This window comes from Thorsellia kenyensis (genome assembly GCF_042432445.1).
GTDB lineage: Bacteria > Pseudomonadota > Gammaproteobacteria > Enterobacterales > Thorselliaceae > Thorsellia > Thorsellia kenyensis.
In genome coordinates this window covers 44,046-64,136 of record NZ_JBHLXE010000027.1, presented here as the reverse complement: position 1 = coordinate 64,136, position 20,091 = coordinate 44,046, and the positions used below count along the sequence as shown (strand labels likewise).

15 protein-coding genes are annotated in these 20,091 nt (G+C 32.4%); 1 reads left to right on the top strand and 14 read right to left on the bottom strand.

Annotation, left to right across the window (positions count from 1 at the left end; translation table 11 throughout):
• Nucleotides 1–507 precede the first annotated feature (507 nt).
• Nucleotides 508–1,215, top strand: a complete 708-nt coding sequence (locus tag ACFFIT_RS02855; protein WP_385876135.1) for a DUF3592 domain-containing protein — start codon at nucleotides 508–510, stop codon at nucleotides 1,213–1,215.
• A gap of 122 nt (nucleotides 1,216–1,337) precedes the next feature.
• Here ACFFIT_RS02855 and ACFFIT_RS02850 read toward each other — a convergent pair whose 3' ends face one another.
• The 14 genes from ACFFIT_RS02850 to ACFFIT_RS02785 form a co-directional block, all read right to left on the bottom strand.
• Entirely contained in the window at nucleotides 1,338–1,553 is a 216-nt protein-coding gene (locus ACFFIT_RS02850; RefSeq protein ID WP_385876134.1) for a hypothetical protein, read from the bottom strand.
• Between the two features lie 259 nt (nucleotides 1,554–1,812).
• Entirely contained in the window at nucleotides 1,813–3,270 is a 1,458-nt protein-coding gene (locus tag ACFFIT_RS02845) for an SEL1-like repeat protein (RefSeq protein WP_385876133.1), read from the bottom strand.
• A gap of 3,385 nt (nucleotides 3,271–6,655) precedes the next feature.
• Nucleotides 6,656–6,997, bottom strand: a complete 342-nt coding sequence (locus ACFFIT_RS02840) for an integrase arm-type DNA-binding domain-containing protein (protein WP_385876132.1) — start codon at nucleotides 6,995–6,997, stop codon at nucleotides 6,656–6,658.
• Nucleotides 6,998–7,599: 602 nt separating this feature from the next.
• Complete coding sequence (locus tag ACFFIT_RS02835) at nucleotides 7,600–7,830, bottom strand: hypothetical protein (RefSeq protein WP_385876131.1); 231 nt, start codon at nucleotides 7,828–7,830, stop codon at nucleotides 7,600–7,602.
• Between the two features lie 379 nt (nucleotides 7,831–8,209).
• Nucleotides 8,210–9,508 carry a PDDEXK-like family protein gene (locus ACFFIT_RS02830; RefSeq protein ID WP_385876130.1) on the bottom strand — a complete coding sequence of 433 codons (1,299 nt, stop codon included), beginning with the start codon at nucleotides 9,506–9,508 and terminating at the stop codon, nucleotides 8,210–8,212.
• 142 nt (nucleotides 9,509–9,650) lie between these two features.
• A complete protein-coding gene (locus ACFFIT_RS02825; RefSeq protein WP_385876129.1) occupies nucleotides 9,651–10,352 on the bottom strand; it encodes a hypothetical protein in 702 nt (233 codons plus the stop codon).
• A 71-nt stretch (nucleotides 10,353–10,423) separates the two neighbouring features.
• Nucleotides 10,424–11,272 (bottom strand): DUF2971 domain-containing protein, encoded by an 849-nt coding sequence (locus ACFFIT_RS02820; RefSeq protein WP_385876128.1) that lies wholly within the window; start codon nucleotides 11,270–11,272, stop codon nucleotides 10,424–10,426.
• A gap of 35 nt (nucleotides 11,273–11,307) precedes the next feature.
• Entirely contained in the window at nucleotides 11,308–13,254 is a 1,947-nt protein-coding gene (locus tag ACFFIT_RS02815) for an AAA family ATPase (RefSeq protein WP_385876127.1), read from the bottom strand.
• Between the two features lie 109 nt (nucleotides 13,255–13,363).
• The gene (locus ACFFIT_RS02810; protein WP_385876126.1) at nucleotides 13,364–13,528 is read right to left on the bottom strand and encodes a hypothetical protein; all 165 of its coding nucleotides are present in this window, start codon (nucleotides 13,526–13,528) and stop codon (nucleotides 13,364–13,366) included.
• Nucleotides 13,529–13,855: 327 nt separating this feature from the next.
• Nucleotides 13,856–16,195, bottom strand: coding sequence for an integrase arm-type DNA-binding domain-containing protein (locus ACFFIT_RS02805; protein ID WP_385876125.1), 2,340 nt, complete (start codon nucleotides 16,193–16,195; stop codon nucleotides 13,856–13,858).
• 396 nt (nucleotides 16,196–16,591) lie between these two features.
• Nucleotides 16,592–17,362 carry a hypothetical protein gene (locus ACFFIT_RS02800; protein WP_385876124.1) on the bottom strand — a complete coding sequence of 257 codons (771 nt, stop codon included), beginning with the start codon at nucleotides 17,360–17,362 and terminating at the stop codon, nucleotides 16,592–16,594.
• A 153-nt stretch (nucleotides 17,363–17,515) separates the two neighbouring features.
• Nucleotides 17,516–18,040, bottom strand: a complete 525-nt coding sequence (locus tag ACFFIT_RS02795) for a hypothetical protein (RefSeq protein WP_385876123.1) — start codon at nucleotides 18,038–18,040, stop codon at nucleotides 17,516–17,518.
• A complete protein-coding gene (locus tag ACFFIT_RS02790; protein ID WP_385876122.1) occupies nucleotides 18,040–19,860 on the bottom strand; it encodes a pyocin knob domain-containing protein in 1,821 nt (606 codons plus the stop codon). The genes ACFFIT_RS02795 and ACFFIT_RS02790 overlap by 1 nt, the downstream gene beginning before the upstream one ends.
• A 65-nt stretch (nucleotides 19,861–19,925) precedes the next feature.
• A complete protein-coding gene (locus tag ACFFIT_RS02785; protein WP_385876121.1) occupies nucleotides 19,926–20,078 on the bottom strand; it encodes a hypothetical protein in 153 nt (50 codons plus the stop codon).
• Nucleotides 20,079–20,091 lie beyond the last annotated feature (13 nt).

Sequence of the window (20,091 nt, the reverse complement as noted above, 5' to 3'; positions counted from 1 at the left end):
CCGATCCTGGTGGGCCTACCACAATCTTTGATAAAGCATGTTAGCCACCTAATGGCTAACTTCACAAAACACAATCAATTACAATAAGATCCTGCGAATAATTCAAGTAATGTAAATTTTATTGTTATCATTATATTTTGAAAATTCTTTTTATTAGACTAAATTAACCCCAAGAAAATATTATGGAAGGAAAAATTATAATATATAGTTGTCGTCATAGCTAAAGACTGAATAAGATTTTAATCCTGTGAATTTTATAAAAAACCTTCTAAATAAATAAGTTTGCATTCACTCTTATTTATCGATAAGATTCATTTTTTTAAGAATGAATTTTTTTACACTATGAATTGAATAATTTTATTTAATAATACTCATTGATATTTTTATTTTTGAATTTTTTTTACTGAAATTAGGATTGCTTTAACTCATTTCTAATATAAGCCATCTATTCCTTTCTTAATTACATTTCTTCATAATAAAAACTAACTCTTATATTTAAGGTTTGAAATGATAAAAACAAATAAGTTACTAAGATATATTTTTTTGATTTTAGGGATAGCTCTTTTAATAGGGTTAATTTTTTCAGTTTTACATGTCTCGAATCAAATCAACACCTACAATAAAACATCTGGCGTGGTTGTTTCTTTGAAAGAAGAAACATCTAATAATCACTCAAGCTCACAAAAGAATTCTTTGGTTTATTTCCCTGTTGTAAAATACAAAGATAATCAAGACAAAGAACATCTACTTATTGAAAGTACTGGTTCAAATCCCCCTGCATTTTATGTTGGTGAATATGTAGAGGTTCTTTATGATCCCCTATCACCAGACAAAGCAGAAATTAACACTTTTTTAACTCTATGGTTTGGAACAATAATCCTTGCGGTTTTTACTGTCGTATCGCTGATTATTGGTATTGTATTATTTATTTTATTAAAAACTAAAGACTTAAAGAAATACAAACAAGATGGGATTGCCGTCATTGCAACTGTTTTTGAAATAAAAAGAATGGACAACTTAAAAGTAAATGGTAAAAATCCCTATCGTATTTATGCAAAATGGGAAGATAAAATCAATTTTAAGACCTATAATTTTGTCAGTGACAACCTTTTTATCGATCCATCAGACAAGATTAAAAATAATCAAGTTACCGTTTATTATTTAAAAAATAATCCTAAAAAATATGCTATGGATTTAAGTCATATAACCCAATAAATGTTTTTTGATCGATTGTTTTAATATTTCAAGACACGAAGGTTTAATTTATTCTTGCGTTTTTTATGTGTTTGTTTACAGGCTAAAAACTCTGATTTTAGCCTAATTCTATATATCGACTTTTAGTTTAACCTTGCCGAATTTCCAAAATCAGTATTTAAACGTTGGAATTTCTGTCTATTCTGACAGGTTAAGCATTGCCTTTTAAGTCCACGCTCACGACGATATCTCTTAAATAACGCAGCTGGAGCCGATTTAACGCCAGTCTTGTAGCCGATATTGAAAGGCCTTTCATCATCACAAATAAAGCATACAAATCTCCTAATGATTGGTTTCACAAAACACCATTCCATCAGCACATTTTAATCTATATGTGATTGCAATATCGCGGTGAACACATCTATGTTTTAATTACTTAAAAATTTTCTAGCTTAAAAAAAGAAGTTTTTTAATATAAATTATTTTTGTTTGGAAATAATTATACTGAAGCCACTACTAGTTGCCGATGCAGATTTTATTTCGATCCAATAGTATGTAGGAAATGCCGAACCCCCCATCTTAATTTCTATTGAGTATAAATATTTTATCCAAATGTACTCATAATTTTGACATGTTAGAAACTTTTTTGTTCAATTTTTCAGACGAATCACAACCATTTTGATATCCCTTATCACATGCTAATCCGTAATAATACTTAGCTTTATTGAAATCTACCTCCACTCCATTTCCAAAATGATACAACTCTCCAAGAAAGAATTGAGCATCTACATTCCCTTGATTAGCAGCTAATTCATAATACTTTTTAGCTTCCAGATAATTTTTTTCTACACCTTCACCTTTGTCATACATGAACCCAAGTTTAAATTGTGAATTCGCATCTTGTTTAAAAGTTCCTATTTCAAAATAATATTTCGCTTTTTTGTAATCTTGTTTTACCCCTTTTCCATCATAATACATAACTCCAAGGGCAGATGACGCTCTTACATCACCTTTACTACTCGCTAAATTAAAATATTTTTTAGCTTTCTCGTAATCTGGATTTACATTTTTACCTTCATAATAGATAGTTCCAAGTTTAAATTGTGCATCTACATGATCTTGACTAGCCGCTGATTCATAATGTTTTAAAGCTATTTCGTGATCTTGCTTTACGCCTTTACCATCATCATACATAATCCCAAGCATAAAATTTGCTCTTGGTTCATCTTGTTTAGCTGCTAATTCATAATATTTTTGAGCCTTTTGATGATCTTGCCTCACATATTCCCCCTTATCATACATATATCCAAGATCGAATAGAGAATTTGCATCACCTTGTTTAGCTGCTAATTCATAATATTTTTTAGCTTTCAGGATATTTCGCTTCACACCAAATCCATAATAATACGCAGTTCCAAGCAAATTTTGCGCACTTACATCACCATGAATGGCAGCTATTTCATAATATTTTATTGCCTTTTCTAGGTCTTTCCCTACACCTTTCCCATCATGATACATATCTCCAAGCCTAAATTGTGCTCTTGCATCATCTTGTTTAGCTGCTAATTCATAATATTTTTTAGCCTTTTGGTAATCTTGAATTACAACTTGACCATCATCATAGATGGTTCCAAGAATATATTGTGCATTAGCAGAACCTTTATTAGCCGCTAACTCATAATATTTTAAAGCCTTTCCGCGATCTTGCCTCACACCTTTACCATCATAATAAATAACTCCAAGCCTAAATTGCGCTCTTGGATCATTTTGCTTAGCCGCTAATTCATAATATTTTCTGGCTTTTTCGTGATCTTGCCTTATACCTTTGCCATCATCATACATAACTCCAAGTCTAAATTGTGCTTTTGCATTATTTTGATCAGCGGCAGATGCAAAATATTTTTTAGCTTTTAAATAATCTTGTTTCACACCTTTACCATCATTATACATAAGACCAAGAGCAAATTTTGCTCTGGCATCACCTTGATTAGCTTTATCTGATAAATCTGAAATATTTATTTCAGCCAAAATAGATAAAGGTACCAAGCATAAAAAACAAAATAATAACTGTTTCATTATCACCTCAATTGTGGATGGTTACGGTTAAATTTTTTTCTTAATATAAACCTGCGATACTTTATATTACAGAGATTATGGGAGATTGACATTTAAAGAATATTTTTAGACATTCATAGGCAACCCGAAGGCTGTCAAGTGATTTTTCCCTTTTTATTTAATCAACGTGTGATTCTTTTTGTTTGATTGTTACTCTTCACTGGATTTATTAACACGATATTAATTCTATTCCAATTGCGTCTCTTACGTCCTTTTCAGCGTTCAGCCTGCCTTAAAAGTGCTTCTTGATACACGAGGTTCCTTATCTCAAGTAGCCATTTATCTTCTTGTATATGACACTGTACTAGGGTGACATACAAAATGCCTTTATGTCTATGTGCTTCATTGCACCTATAAACAAAATCTCCTACTCATTATTGTGCTTTTTAAAGAGTATTGAACCCCTCTTTAGGGTATATCGTTCTAATTTTCATGCTATTAAACAAGCTCTCAGAATAAGCGTTGTCATTACTCACGCAGGTCAGCTAAATGAAGATATAACACCTAAACTATCTAATTTGGCTACCATTGTTTTACTTTTCATAGGAGAACCATTATCACTGTGCAATACTAATTGATCTTTATGAATATTATTTGGTGACTGCCTTTTATATTAAATTCGCTGTTTGATCGGATGTCACATGATAATGTATTTCCCAGCAAACAACCGTTCTGCTAAAGGTATAGAAAACCATATAAAGATTATAATATTGTCCATTAAAATGTGTAGAGATGTAGATAATATCCCTTGTCCAGACCTAATTGGCGCTTTAGTTACTTGTATTCTGAGCAGTTATGGTAACCTATTTTGTTTTATCTTTTTACGACTTTTTAAGAGTTTCTCTTCTTTTAGTATTCAGTAAAGATTTGATTGTGAAGCTAAATAAATACTTTCACCTGCCAAAACAACACAATTTGTTCAGGCGATAACTTTAAAAAATCAGTCTCTTAAACAGATATAAATGACCCGTTACCTTTCCTCTTGCGAGATTGCATGCCAATTGGTTCGCTAACGATTTGCCTTTGCACGCGCACCTTCAGTATAATTAACTGTATTTATTGAATATTTTCAACTTAGATAGGTTTTAGGGTGAATGAATAAAATATCACAAACTTGATAAAGCTTTGTACCTGACTTGATAGCTTCATCTATCAAAATAATTGCCATTTGACGGACTTCTGAAATACCAATCTTCCAGTGTTACCCTTAAAATCACGCGGGCATTTTTTGATAAAACCAGTAAAGCAGTTGTTGGAAAAAAAATCTCAACTTGTTTAGTCGCCCCCTCAATTGTTGACGTTGTGTTTTAGCCTTTATCGTTTTCAAATATTCTTAATCACAAATATGCTAAACTCAACTTTCAACATGCGGCTGTCTCTGACTGGTTCTTTGTAAATATTCAGTCCAAAACTATCAGCAATAAGATATATTTTAGTAGAATTAACTCTTCAGCTTTTACCAATTTCTTAAGAGCCATCAAATGCCTTAGCTGTACTATGCTGTTTTACACGTCTAAATCTTACAGGTTTCTTTAATATCTAAATTGTAAAGATATCAAGTTATAACAAGAAAAACATATCATTTAAAGTTGGAAGTCACCCTATTAAAACAGTTGCAAAATTTCAACATAAAATGTTGATTTTCATGCAAACTAATAAAGAAAAGTTTTCAAGCCTTGCTTACAAAAGCTCTCTTTAGCCTGATTTTTTCTCAAAATTTGTTATCAAAGTAAACATAAAATCTAACTATAAAGATAATAAAATTTTTAGAAATTTCTGTCTGGAGCTAAGCTAAAAACCTATTTTGTGAAATTTTGCGTACCCTTCATAAACACTTTGTAAGACAGCACATAATAATAACTCACATTCTAGGCATCTTGGTTGTAGTAATAAACATCAGAGAGAATAACTTGACTGGCTAAAAAAATGAATTCATATTTTATTTTAAATCTTAAAAACCCCAAACTAAATAGACCACAAGGGTTATAAAAAGCAAATAAAATGCTAAACAAGATAAACCCACATAAAGTATCCAACGCAACCAACGTAATAATGATTTTTTCATTCCGACCTCAAATGTAAGATTATAGTTAATCTTTTTTCGAAATTTTCTGGATTTATTCAAATAATGTTATTTTATTATATATTATTTACAATCTAATTCAATCGCAACAAAATTCAATATAAACATTTATCTAACACAAATTTCTTTAAAGCATAAGAAGTGTTTTACTCTCGACATGTGGGCTCTGAAAATTGTTCGATTGCCACTTACAACCTAAATAAGCCAATAACTACACCTAAATCTGAATAATCAACTTTAGCTTGCTCATTAGATTACAGATTTAAACATAAAAAGATAAAGTTTTTTGATTTAATCCTAATGGGCGCTAATTGATGTCTAAAATATTTTTTACTTTATAGTCCTTAGTAAAAACTATCTAATATGACCGAGAGAAATTAAAGTCTGTAGCATTTTGATAAGTCTCTTCTGTTAAGAGAATAAACTTACTAATTTCACTTGATCGCTTGCCCCGCCCCGATTCATTTACCAAAAAAGCCTGCTAAGAATTAGAGAAATATGTCTTTGTTTCAGGATGTAAAATATCTTCATTTTCATGAATATGGCTTGCGATTGTGCCGTTCGCCATAGTTCGACCTGCCGATAGTAAATGATTTGAACTATAATTTGTTTAAAGTTAGTCGAGAATCCCCCATTTTTTAAAGGCCTATTAGGAAGTGTAATCCCCGTAATCTGCAAAAAGTCACTCCTAGCCAATAGCGGTAAGTTTGAACGACAAAAAGTACATACCTAGTGAGTTTTGCTAATCGTGCTTTAGTGACCTAAGTCAGATCATAAAATGATTTTGGTATCCCATAAGTTGGAGTTGTCATTACAGCATGAGTCGCTAGAGAAAGTGAACTCCTCTCTATTATAAAACCAAAAAAATCATTAATATAAGTGTAGATATGAGAGATTTAAATAAAAAATACAAATTCTTGCACCAATAAAATTATAGTGGTAGCAGCAACGAATCTTGCAAATGTTTTAGCTAAATTTTTTAGTGGTCAGTTTAATTTCTCCCTGCTTCATTCAAGTCAACTAGAGCCTTTTTTACATACTTAACTTATTAAGTGTTTACTCTTATATCTAGATTGGCTTTGTATGCTAATTTCTACTCTCCAGAATCAAAAAAATGTCTCGAGGGAAGTTGAAATCACTAAATTTTCTTTAGTCTTTTAAAGTAATTAATTTTAAAAATATTGAAATAGGTGCAAAGTTGGTTTGGAACGTTTTTTAATCTCTACATCACCGTTAAGGACTGTTCACGAATATTAAAAGGTTTTAGATCAAACTAAAACCATAATCTTTCAAAATTGTACTAGCAAGCGCCCTCATTCCGTGTGCTTGCATCTTGCCTTTTAATCCATTATTTTTTAAAGCGCTATTTGACATATGCTTAGTAATGTCAGATCGATTAGGAAACACATAAATGGTAGGATAATTACCAATTGAAATTACAGCTTTTTTTGTTGCAGGCACCAAAAATCTAAAGCGCCAAGTTTTAGTACCTGTCATTCTAATTAATAACTCTAGTCCCTTCCCATAAATCAAAATATAATCTTTAGCTTTAGGCTTTGATTGATTAATTTCTGTATCTGTTAAAGGCCTTATAATTCTTTCCATATCTGCGTTCTCCATGTTTGATGTAACAAAGTCAAAAAAATAAATTTCTGTCTTACATGCCATGTTACATAAAAGAATAACTGCTGTGGAATATGACCGACCAAGTGAGAACATTTGAAAAGATAAAATTTACAAAAGATACGTTAAATCGATGTCTTAAAAGGGAATTTTGAGGATAACAAAATAGATAAGAACAAGTAAGAATATTTGAATGGCGTCCCCAGCAGGAATCGCCATTCTAATTAGTTAATTGAATTAAAAAGGATTTATTTTTTGATGGTGCGACTTATACCATCAAAACCCTACCCTTATCTCAGAATCTAACCTGAATTTTATTTAATATACAATAGGTTACACACCAAAAAAAAGCGCGAAAAACGAAGTGATGAAACTCGTTATTTACGTTAATTTACATTGTAAAAGGCTTTTAATCTACCATCAATTCATTAATCAAATCTCAATTTACCTTCAACTATAGATGTAGTTACTAAAGATAGAGATATTGGTGCGGTGCTATTTCCTGATGAATAATTTTTGCAGGCTGGGAGAAATCATATTGTATCTTTTCATAATCCCAATCACCTATTCTCATTTGATGCCGATCACTTTCGCATAAATTTTACCATGTAAAAACCTAACTTGAGGGATTTCATTCCGTCAATATTATTCAAATTTTTAGCATCAATTCGCATTGCAAAGCTATTTTTCAAGCCGAGCACTCGAAGTATTCTATCTAAGACCACATCAGCATGCGTCAATTCACTTATCATTTCATACCAGCTCTTGTTCGGGAGCTGGCTATCAAGGTTCATCGATTTTTCTGAAAAGTTCATCAATTAAATCTAGTGGCTACACAGCTCTGGGGCAGCATAGCAGATCTAACTTCCAATTATCTAAGATCAGTATCTTGTTAAATACCTTACAATAACTGCCATCACCTTGTGCCATCAATAACGCTTGGAGCAGACTCTTCAATCTAAAATACTGCATACTTTATCTTCGAGGTCAATAATTGTGAAATAATGAACAACTTAATTACATCTTGCTATTGCACGATGCACTTGTGATCAACAAATTTTATCTAAACGAACCAAAATGTATCAAAATGATTAAACACGCTTTACCTAATTATTCTTATTTAACAGTCAAAATATAAATCTTCCAATCCGACCAAATAAATTGATCGGATTGGAGACTCATTTAACCTAACAATTACTCACTTAGACCTGAAAATGCACTATATAATTTGCCGAATTTAGCAACTGCTTCATCAATTCCTAATCGAAAAATTGGGTTTCTAAACTCATGATTTGCTTCAAGTAAATTATTAACAATTTCATCAATTTTATCTAAATTGCAATATTCAGAAATAACTCTCGATTTCATCCATCTAAATTCCAATGTATACTTATTTTCTATGTCATCGTATCTAAAAAGAACATATAAAGGCCAATATTTCTTAGTTGGTATCTCAACATGGATTGGTAACCTAAATTCTAATTTTTTACGGGTTAAATTCATACATTCATCTTCGTATTTTACAATTTCTGAAAATTGCTTGCTAAGGGTATGCAACAATACATCAAACGCAGAATTATTAATCAGCCATTCGATTGCTATTGGGTATTTCTGAGAAATCTCAATACACTTAGTTCTTTCTTCATCTGCATCTAGGATTTTCAAAAAAGGCCTTAAAGAATCAAAGGAAAAAGTAGGTATACTCCATCTATATTCTTTAAACAAAGCAACTTCTTCAGGAAATTCTTTATTTAATGCGATGGCAAGTTCATCGAGAGTGCTCATATCTTCAGAATACCAATCTGTTACCATTCTGCAGTATGACATTAGAACTGAAGCAGCTGGATTGCCTTTATTATATTCTTGCTCGGCTCTTGCTGCAGCAGCTTCTAGCCATGAGTAATTTAGTTTTGCCCAAGGATTTTTTTCATTTTTTTTGCCTATATCACTTTCAGATTCATTATCGGTATCGTAATAAGACATGTCCAACAAGACAAAAGCAACTTGATAGGTACGCTCCATATCAAGCCGTGCGTTAGTAATAATCTTATAATAACTATCTAATTGATCATTATAGGGCTTTGACTTTGTTTTGTTCTCGACAACAATGATAATTCTGTTTGTGGAATCAACAATAACTATATCAACTCTATTTTTACTATCTTTCGTTGCCATTTCACGGAAAAAATATAAATCTGAAAAGCTTGAAGCTCTTATACGAGCGGGCGTCCAATACTGTCTAAATGCAGATGTAAGACATCTCCCGTCTAATTTTTCAGATCCATCATGTATTGCAATCATAAAGTCTTTAAAGACAGAATCACCTAATCCATGGCCTTCTCTTGAATTAAACATCCATTGCAACATGTCTGAATGTTGATTTTCTGTGAGATTCAATACTTCAAATATATCTGAATTGGTTTTAGCTAAGTAGAGCAACTCACCAAATCTGGGATCGGCCAATAACCTGCCTACATTATTTGCATTGCGCATTAATGTACTCCTATATATGATTGATTTTACGTTTATTTAAAATTTAATGTTAATTCAGCTTAAATTAAAATGACTTTTTTATCTAAGTAGTAAAACTTGGGGGGGTATATTTTCTGCTATAAATGATTATTTTAAATCCACTTTACTTGTTTGCGTTCCATTTTAGCTGATTAGAACGTTTGAATTCATTCAGTATCGGCGTCATATATTTACCAATATAAGTAATATATTCATTAGTAATGCCTCTTGCACCAGAAGGATGTGGTAAACCAATGACCGTACATTTCTCATACTTACTTAAATAGGCCAGTGCTCCACTATATCCATCCATTCGTATTGTTTCACGTGGAGCAATTTCATCACCCATTATAGGCACAAACTGATCTCTTGCTTTCCAGTTTCTTAGAACTCTCGTTAACAGCTGACTTCCCATAAAAAGAATTAAAGTGGGTTGAAGAATTTCCACATGGGTGATGAAGTTATTAATATTTTCATCAGATAAATAGTAATTTATACCTGCTGATTTTTTTCTGGAACCCAATGCCCAATTTGTTTGAAGTATTGACTTATCGAAATCGCCACCATTGCCTTCACGGTCTAACGAATGTCCCCATATATCAAACCAATTTCTAATCATTAAGTCATATTTCCATTTATTGGCAACATCACCATATCTAGGGACTTTATTTGAAAATGTACATTCATTTGGTTCATTATTATCAAAAGGTTCAGTACTCGTTTCATCACTTTCACCCCACTCATAACCACAAATCATCAATCCATTTCGGTCATTAAATCCTTCAAATATTGAATTAGCTAAATTTAGATTTTTTTTATTAGACATCTTAATAAACTCCTCAGTTGATTTGCTCATATGTCACAGAAATAGCTGTTAACGTGTATTTGCAAACTGAATTAACGGACTATTTCTTTAAAATTTAATCTATAATATTCTTGATCAATTTCTGCTTGAAAAAGAGCAATGTGTTTATAAACATGATTATTATTAAGTATATCTATAATTTTATTTCTTTTCTCGTCTAACATACGACAACCTAAATATATATTTTTGATTGCTAAGGGTGGAAGATTAAAAAGATAAATTTTTTCATTAATTACGGTATCAGCCTCATTTAATGAATGTAACATACGGATCTCATGTTCGTAAGACCATTCTTTACTCTTTGCTAAGAATATATTGGCTCCTTGCTGGTCATCTATTTCAGATAAGGTATACATTTCTCGTGTTGATATGTAATTGACATGTCGTAGATGACGAAGCTCATCAATACCACTTTTCTTTTGATTAAAAAAAGGGTGATTAGGTTCAAACTCCATGACATAACCTTGATGATTATTTGTATAATGTGCCCACATCAATAAATTCTCGTTTGATTGAGTTAAACAGAGAATACCAATTGCTTTATTAAACAAAAAATGCAACGTTTCTTTTAGTTTTGGCGCCAGCAAATCTATAACATTAATTGCTGTTGGTAAATTAGAAGTATAATTTTCAATAAAATTCTTTCTAAATATTGAAAAATCACAAATACCAGAAAGACCACTTTTCATATAATATTCAATTATTTTTTCTTCACTTATAGCTTCCATTAATAGAGTTACGATATTTTCTTTACTAGAAATCTCTTTAACATTTGGTTTTAACTCAAAAGGATCATTCAGATCGCTAGGCTGCGTAAATCTTATTTTTCCACTCTCCAGAACTTCAATTCTATCAGGATGGAAATATTTAAATATTCTCATGGTCTTGAAATCCAACATTTAACTTTTTCAAATTTTTATTGATCGTCAATTTGTAGGTTACAGATTTCTTGGATAAGATCGAGTATTGATCTGAATTTTGAAAAATCCATTTCATTAAAAGGTGGTGTTTTATTAATTATGTTTGATGCAAAATCAGCTTTACTGAGTGCTATAGATTTTTCATTTCTAAAATCAGCAGAATTAAAAACATCAGAGTCAATAATGCTGTTATTTTTATTAACATTGCTACGATAAGTTCGATAATTACCATCAAGGCTTACAGCACTCTTTATATGGAACTCATTAGAAAAAAACAATCTCCGGCCATTTTTATCAACCTGTTTTGAGTCCTTCTCACTATAATAATGTTCTATAGCTGGCTCATCACAATTCTTTAATTTTGGTAAACAAAAAGCATAGACGTTGTTACCTAAATTTTTATATTTATCTGTACCAAATTGTTTCACAATATCCTTTTCATCACGATCAAATATAAATATTAATTTCCTTCCTTGTTTCAACATTTTATATTTCTCTAACATTACCTTTAAAGCAGATGATCCCATTTTTATATCTTCTTCGTACTCAAAAAATGCGACATCTAGATTTTGATAGTCCACTTTTAGTGCTACAATCGCCGCTTTAATATGTTTCCAGTCCGTTTTTCCCTCTGTGATAATTAACGGTTTTTTTTCTGCTTGGATTGCAGTCTGTAATTTTTCCAGTTCATTTTTATAAGATTGTGTTAAATTATTAAAAATATCATAAACTTTACTGAATTCGCTAAAATCATCAGCCTTTAAAATTTTATTTCCATTTGGCATGTTGAGCATTAAAAAATTATCGCTAGTAAATTTTCTTGCCATTCCCGATAGGAAAAAAGGCGAATGTGATGAAATTATAAACTGCACTTTTGGAAATAAATCAATTAGCGCAGGTAAAACTTCATATTGTAATTCGATATGGAGATGTAAATCAATTTCATCAATGATTACAATACCTTTTATATCTCTTAAATAACTCCCTTTATATAAATCCTCCAAGTCAGAATATTTTATTATATTTAAAAAAATACTCAATAATGTACTTTGTCCAGCTGATAAATTATCTAGAGATGGTAGGAACTCGTCATTAGATTCTTTCTCGATTAATTTTATCCTACTTGCTCCTCTACCTCTAAAATTCAATTGTAAAATCACATCTTTTCTAACTATTTCAGAAACTATTACTTCTATATTTTTAACACTAATTTTCAATAACTTCAAATCGTTAGCAGTTCGCAAAATTTTAAACTCGCCATTTATATCTTCATCAACATCAACGCGCGCATCTAAAATTACGTTTAAAATCCATTCTTTAATGTCTGTAAGTGAATGGTTGATTAAAATATCTTTTTTTAAGCTTCCATTAAACCGTTTTTCCACTTCAAAAAATTTTTTTTCGCGAGCAGTTTCTTGATTCATCCAGTATGGTATTTCATAACGATCAGATGGAAAATAACAATAAGTATTTTTTAAAAATACATTTTTGAATTTGTCATCATCTTCCGTTCTCGTCGCTATCTTTATCAAATTATTTTGTTCTTTATTAAAGTCTAAAGTCATTAAAGAATTGGTTATCATTTTACATTCTTCAGGTGATAGTTCTCCGTTTTTATCTAAGTATTGGTATGTGTCACTTTCATTCTTGAACGAAACAAATGCTAAAGCTTTATGTTCACCAACTCGGATATTCACACCTCCTGAAATTTTAAAATATCTATAGCCTGACCCTGTTTTTGGAAGAATATCATCAAATGCGTTATTGGAAAGTTCATAAAGTGCATCAACAATACTGGATAATAATGTAGTTTTGCCTGATCCATTTTGGCCTATTAATATAATAGGTTTAGGATCACCATTTTCTTTGAATAACTCCGACTCCATTAACTTAAAAGATTCAATAGCCCCCATATTTTTGATAATAATATTATTAAGATACATATGTTTCACTCCTATAAAAATTCAATTTAAGCAATGTTATTGTTGCATTAAATAACTCAACCAAAGATATTTTTTATTGTTCGCAAATATAATTTGATAGAGATTTTCACTAAACCCTATCACCCCCCATCCCCCTCATCAACACATCAAACATCAGCCCAGCAAAGCCTTTGGCGATCAGTTCGTTGGATAGGATTTTGGAGGCCATTTCGCTGTGGATATCCATACTTTCTATAATCGCTTTATTAATTGATTCTGGGAATTGGCCTAGCATGGCTTGTTCTTTCGTATTGCTGCGAAGTTGCTCCATCACGATTTCATTTTCTGAAATCTTGCCTACCATTGTATTGTTTTATAAGCCATCTTCGATAAAGAAAACACTCATAGTGCATAAAATTTCATTTAGTAATTCAGTTTTTAGAAATTGGGATACTAAGCTAAATCCAACTTTTGCCAGTGAAAACCCAGCTTAACCATTATCTGGCTTACCATAAAGTATGAAACCAGCTTCAAATAAATCATATATATACTGACTGATTTTTACTACATTAAGCACTATCCTTATTCAATCTTTTCTATTAGCAAATAAATATTATCCATATCAATTTTTCACCTCAACAATTGTAATATCAGTAGGCCATGAAGCAGAATTTTTTACTTCCGAATGTTCTAGTACTTCAACCAATTGTTTTAGTTGGTTATGAATAGAGGAATCAAAATCAAAACGATGAAGTCCACGCTGACAATTAATTTGCCAATAACCCATACCTTGATCAAATCTAATTTGTATTTTTTCACCAGAATCTAAGTTTAAAGTCAGTATCCGGCGATGTGGAAGAAGTGTAAGTTGCTTAGCTATATTTATCGTTGGTTTAATATTTGTTTTAGCACTGATCCACATTTCATAGGCATCAATAAAATCTTGTTCGGAGTACCAATCATGAGAAATGATTGAACTTCTACGTTCATTTGGCATAAAACTACTTTCAATAGTTATTTTTTGTAAACCGTATTTAACAAGTGGGGATAAAATTTCTGAAAGGAGTAATAAATAACTAGGGCTTTTTAAATATCGATCACTGTAATTTACCGATATTACTTTACTTTGTTTTAGATATCTATTTAACACTGCAGATTCATCCAATAAATAATCCCAAAATGCTTTACCAAATTGAGCTGTTTTTACATTTAATTCCTTACTAATTTCAATCGCGATATCAATCGATTCAATAGAAGATTTTTGCCACGATAGAGTATCAATAGATACTGAGTTAACTTCAGGAGCATTTTCAGATAACACTGTAACATCATGACTTTCTAACCAATTAACTCCTGGAATACGGGCATTGTCATCCATATTTGCGATAGTTATGAATTTCTTATCAAAATGAGCTTGCATTATAATGTTTTCAATCTCTGAAGTGTAACTTAATTGTGCCCCAACCCCCTTGAGTGCGAGTAAAAACTCCCTAATTTCATCGGAATATTCAGCTTTAGGGATAAGTAAATACACATCTATTTCATTAGAGAGCAGCAGATGTATTTGCTGCTTTATCGGCTGCAATGTGGTATCCCATTTTTTTAAATTAGGCGATAAAATAAAACTAATACTTTTTGGTGATTGACGAATAAGTTCTGTTAATTTTTGTTTTAATGTTATTGGGCAATACGTTGCTCCAGGAATTAAGTTTCTGTGTGGTTCACTTAATATCAAATATTGTACAAATTTGTCACCTAGCCAAGATAATGCGGCTTCTCGATCAAGCAATTCAGTATCATGACGAGAATCATTATCTAATAAACATTTTGAGCAAAATGACTCACAATGATCTTCACATGTCAGTATCTCAATCATTTTGAATAACGTCTCAATTATATTAAATGGTGCTGATACAGCAAAACCAGCACCACCACTTACACTATCAAATAATTGCAATACTAAAGCCGCATTATTAGCGTCTACTACTGTAGGCCTAATGCTATACATAACTTCATTCTTAGATATACCTAATATGCTTGTGAGCGCTGAGCGTAAAGCCACAGCTAATGACGTAGCAATAATTCTTCCTTCTGTTGTATCCAATAAATATTCACCTGAAAGTGGATTCCTAAGGACCAGTTCAAATACATCAGTACGAGAATATGCTCCAATGTGGATATTTCCCAGAATTTTGGCGCTTCCTCTACACGCTACGGGTTCTCCTTTTTCGTCCCAATCATCTTGCGTTAAACGCAAGGGTAAGTGACTAATACCTGGATTATTAGGATCTAAATATTTAGGGTATTCACCTGTTGACGTCATAGAATCAGCACGCCCACAACTTAAACAAATCGCATACCCAGTCCCATAAAGTCCTGAGCTATGATTAAAAATAGTACCGGCATGATCAACAACCATATACCCCATTTGGGGCACAGGTAATGGCAAACGCGTTCCAGTAGCGCTAACCCAAGCTGGTTGAAATGGAATAAATTTTTGCTGTGAAACATTATTTGTCGGTTCAATATGATAATCGGTGACAAAACCGGTCGGTTGTATTGTGCGTTTTTGATACTTCTTGTCTATTGGAATTAATGTCTTTTCGGTATGCCCTTTTGTCTTATAAATTTCAAAGAAATCATATGTCACTTTTTCAAGGGTATGTTTTTTAGTTCTTTGCATTTCAATTGAATTACGAGGGTCCTCGCCATTTGTTAAATGTTCTAAAAACTCTATTTTTTTATTTCTTGCATCTTTCAACGATATAATTGGATATTGTCCAATTGTGATTACAGCCCTTTTTTTTGTCAACGGTGCATAGTACCTAAACCGCCAAGTCTTAGTGCCGTTAACCCTAATTAGTAACTCTAGGCCATCACCATCAAAAAGAGTAATATCACTGCCTTTTGGTTTTGATTGTTTAATTTCGGTATCAGTAAGAGGTTTGATTTTTCTAGCCATTTCAATAAGATCTCCAATAATAGTAACATAAGAATTTACACTCCACTCCGTGTTACTATCAATGTTACTATTATTAACTATTGCAATGGAATATGACCGACCAAGTGAGAACATTTGAAAAGATAAAATTTACAAAATATACGTTAAGTCGATGTCTTAAAAGCGAATTTTACGGATAAAAGAACATGTAAGAATAAGTGAGGATATTTGAGTGGCGTCCCCAGCAGGAATCGAATTTTATTTTAAGATGCTGATTTAATTTTAGTATTTTTTATTATCAATTGATTATGTTACTTGTTGTGTTACTACCGATATTAGCTAGGAGCAACAGCTTTATTTTTTGCGCCCATAACAAGAAGGCGAATTAAATTAACAAAAACTTTTAAAATTATAATTTTATTGTTCTATAATCAGTTCATTATTTTCATTAGTAATATATTTATACTTATGTGTTCGCTTCAATTTACTTACATGTTCAATATAACACATTTTTACATTCAAAATCATAAATTCGATGGTTTCTTTATTAGCATAAGGAGTATTTATTGAGTCAAAAAGAAATTTTTTGTTATGCTCTTGATTCAATTGTTGCAATTCTATTGAATCTGGATTTTGATAAAAAAAAGTATTTGAATTAGAATAGTCCATGCTGTTTCGTGGGTTAAAATATTGGAATTCGATTTTAATTTTATCAGCAGGTCCCCCTTTGTTTTGAATATAACATTTGTACTGATAGGTATTTCCAATTTTTTCAAAGGTCAGCTCCAATTCTGGCGTGCTATTTTTTATTCTTTCCTTTTCTTTTTCTTCCTCAAGTTTAGCTCTCTCAAGTTCTATTTGCTCTTTGCTTTGCTCAACCAACTCATTTTGAGCTTTTACAGAGTTTGCTAACTCTTTAGCTTGAAGAAGTAATGCTTGATTGTTATTTTTCAATTCTTCCGCTTGCAACTCTAACATCTGGCGATTGAGCTTCAGTTCTTTTCCTTGCATCATGTACCCAATTACAAGCCATAAAAATGCTAATGGAGAAAAAGCTCCAGCTAGAAAATCTCCTAGCTCGTTTAAGGTCATTTTTTCATTTTTCTCAAGGATGTCTGTACAGAATATTATAACTAACAAAACAATTACAAATATAAAGCTTAAAATACTGCCTATTAGTTTTAACATCCTAATCCCCTTTGATAAACTCAATATTTCCTAGTTAAATATTTGCAATGAATTAATCTAGTGTATCAGTTACCCAATCAACACATCAAGTTAGAAAATCCCCCATGATATAATGAACCCTGAACGCAACCTATGCATTCAGGGCTTACCTACTTAAACCGCCCCATAAAGCGCCTTTAACTCTTCAGGCGCATCCCAACCCAAGTACAGTGCTTCAAAGAATAGCCAATAGCCCATATCTGGCATTTTCGTTAAATCAGGGAAAGTTTCAGATTGTGGCCAACGTCTAAATTCATCTCTAACCTGAATCAACTCTTCCCTTTCAGCTTCAGTCAATCTATGGTCAGCTATCGTGTAATCCAATACAGTCATTCTGTCAGTAGCAATTAAAAATGAATCACGGTACTGACGTGCGATCACTTTTAAATCTGGTAATTCTGACTCTATAATTTGGATATCACCAAATTCTTCTGCGAGCGCCCTTTCGTATATTGATTTGGTTATCTCATCGTTAGGAGATACCGATGTTGGCCAGACAAATATACCATCGTTAAAGACATCTATGTCAATATAACGTAATATATCTTTTGTTCTTGGATTTGAATAAGTAATAACTGGCTCTTTGGTTTTTGGTTGCTCTGTTTCTTCTGTTTGTTCTAAATATTCTTTGTTTTCCATTATGATATTCTCGTGAAAGATGTTAAAGTTAAAATCGTTGACCCAAATGTTTTTCTATCTGAGGATGTACATCTCCAGCGGCCTGATAAAGTCTGCATAAAACTACTCTCTGCTCCAATTTCAGATCCTGTATAGATATCGCCAACATTAAAAATGCTATTTGGCAACAATATGCTAACTGACGAACCTATTCCATTAAATACACCTGCGTTGCCTACGGTCAGCACTTCATTGTTATTTATCAACATAGGTGTTTTTAGCGACAGGCTCATCCCACCATTCTTGCAATATATTCTTAAATCAGGGGATTTTGGCAAAAACCCAATATGCGAATGTTCAACCTTGTCCGCATTAGTAATAAACCTAATAATGCTGCCGTCTTTAGTATTACCCTCTACTAGAGAAAAGCCAACAAAAGACTCTTGATTTACGACCAAATTCCCATTTATTGTTTGTTTTCCTGTAAAAGCATTAGGTCTACTTAAACTCGCAAGCTCTGACCATTCCCCCCATACACCGCTACCACCCGCATACCTAACATAAACACTACCGTTTAAATATGCTATTTGCGTAATATATCCGACTGTTCCATGAGCAACCACTAATAAAACACCCCCGCTTGAACCCAACCAATTTGGTGAGTTAGCTGATATATTGTAAAAACCAGAAACTTTCAATGTGTTAATATCTACTAATTTCGCAGTAATTTCATTTGGCATAGCTCCTAGATTTTTGAGTGCAGTAATTTTATCTGTTAATTCAGAAAGGTTATTTTTGGAATTAAGATATTCAGTCCAAGCTAACCATTGACCCCCTGCCCTGCCTCTTATAAATTTTCTTCCTGTGTTAGTAGTATATTCTTGTAAACAAGAACCTTCTAAACTCCTTGAAACAATGAGCGCTCCTGCTAGTTTAATCGGGTAGTTATTTTCAGGTGTTGCCGTATTAGGCTCGAGACACGCATAAACCCCGTAATCTGTTGTTTTAGTTAAACTATCCAAATTAATGTTAGCTGTTAAATCTGGCATCTGCCTAAAAACTTGCAAATTAGCCTGTGCTTCTGCCAAATTTGCAACACTTTTTAAATTATCTTCTTTAGTTAAAAGACTATTTGCATTAACTGAATCAGCGTATTCTTTTGCTTTTGTTTCAGAAGTTTTTGCATTGCTTGCTGATGTTGATGCGTTTGTAGCGCTAGATGCCGCAGCAGTTGCTGATTTTGCTGCATTTGTTTCAGATGCCTTAGCGGTAGTTGCAGATGAACTAGCAGCGTTTGCTGAAGCTGTTGCAGTTGTTGCAGAGCTTGAGGCGCTTGTGGCGCTAGTAGCCGCGGATGTGGCTGAGTTTTTAGCGTTAGTTTCAGATGTTTTAGCATTAGTTGCATGAGTAGCAACAGTTTGCAGCGTCTGATTTAATTTAGCTAAATCGATACTTAACATTGAATATGGATACATCTCAATTTCTGTACCATCTGGCTTAGTAACTTTGAAAGTTTGAGTGCCTGTGTACATCATATCGAACACATCCATCTGCTCTTGGTAGTGAGCAAATGCTTTAGATGCTTTAAGCGCAACGTCACCCAACGAGCCATAAACTACTGACATAATTACGTAAGGAGTAGCTGTAGCATCAGCAAGCGCAGACTCTTTAATGTAAAGTTCAGTATCACTTATTACCTCAGTGATTTCATAGATATTACCGTTTACAATTAGTGGCTGGCCTGCTTCCACATTTGATAGCTTATCAGTCCACTTTGTTCCCACTCCAAGCACTTTAGTAGTGCCTTTTTTTAAAGTGATTGTTCCTGTCCTGTACCACATATAACATTCTCCGAATTTTAGACAATAAAAAACCCTCCGAAGAGGGTTGCTTAAGTATTTTTTAATTATGAGCCACTACCACCGCCGCCATTTGGAATGCAATTCACACCTGGTTTAATTTCCTGTGGTGAAAGTTGATAGCAAAATGTAACAGGGTCAGTCGTGGCACAAGCGCTTAAAAAACAGGCCACCATACAAATTAACAATATTTTTTTCATGAATCATTATCCT

What these genes read in the sequence shown, in the direction of transcription:
- ACFFIT_RS02830 (WP_385876130.1), bottom strand. Translation starts at nt 9,508, where the DNA reads ATGCGCAATGCAAATAATGTAGGCAGGTTATTGGCCGATCCCAGATTT.
- ACFFIT_RS02845 (WP_385876133.1), bottom strand. Translation starts at nt 3,270, where the DNA reads ATGAAACAGTTATTATTTTGTTTTTTATGCTTGGTACCTTTATCTATT.
- ACFFIT_RS02835 (WP_385876131.1), bottom strand. Translation starts at nt 7,830, where the DNA reads ATGAACTTTTCAGAAAAATCGATGAACCTTGATAGCCAGCTCCCGAAC.
- ACFFIT_RS02855 (WP_385876135.1), top strand. Translation starts at nt 508, where the DNA reads ATGATAAAAACAAATAAGTTACTAAGATATATTTTTTTGATTTTAGGG.
- ACFFIT_RS02815 (WP_385876127.1), bottom strand. Translation starts at nt 13,254, where the DNA reads ATGTATCTTAATAATATTATTATCAAAAATATGGGGGCTATTGAATCT.
- ACFFIT_RS02800 (WP_385876124.1), bottom strand. Translation starts at nt 17,362, where the DNA reads ATGTTAAAACTAATAGGCAGTATTTTAAGCTTTATATTTGTAATTGTT.
- ACFFIT_RS02820 (WP_385876128.1), bottom strand. Translation starts at nt 11,272, where the DNA reads ATGAGAATATTTAAATATTTCCATCCTGATAGAATTGAAGTTCTGGAG.
- ACFFIT_RS02810 (WP_385876126.1), bottom strand. Translation starts at nt 13,528, where the DNA reads ATGCTAGGCCAATTCCCAGAATCAATTAATAAAGCGATTATAGAAAGT.
- ACFFIT_RS02840 (WP_385876132.1), bottom strand. Translation starts at nt 6,997, where the DNA reads ATGGAAAGAATTATAAGGCCTTTAACAGATACAGAAATTAATCAATCA.
- ACFFIT_RS02790 (WP_385876122.1), bottom strand. Translation starts at nt 19,860, where the DNA reads ATGTGGTACAGGACAGGAACAATCACTTTAAAAAAAGGCACTACTAAA.
- ACFFIT_RS02805 (WP_385876125.1), bottom strand. Translation starts at nt 16,195, where the DNA reads ATGGCTAGAAAAATCAAACCTCTTACTGATACCGAAATTAAACAATCA.
- ACFFIT_RS02795 (WP_385876123.1), bottom strand. Translation starts at nt 18,040, where the DNA reads ATGGAAAACAAAGAATATTTAGAACAAACAGAAGAAACAGAGCAACCA.
- ACFFIT_RS02825 (WP_385876129.1), bottom strand. Translation starts at nt 10,352, where the DNA reads ATGTCTAATAAAAAAAATCTAAATTTAGCTAATTCAATATTTGAAGGA.
- ACFFIT_RS02785 (WP_385876121.1), bottom strand. Translation starts at nt 20,078, where the DNA reads ATGAAAAAAATATTGTTAATTTGTATGGTGGCCTGTTTTTTAAGCGCT.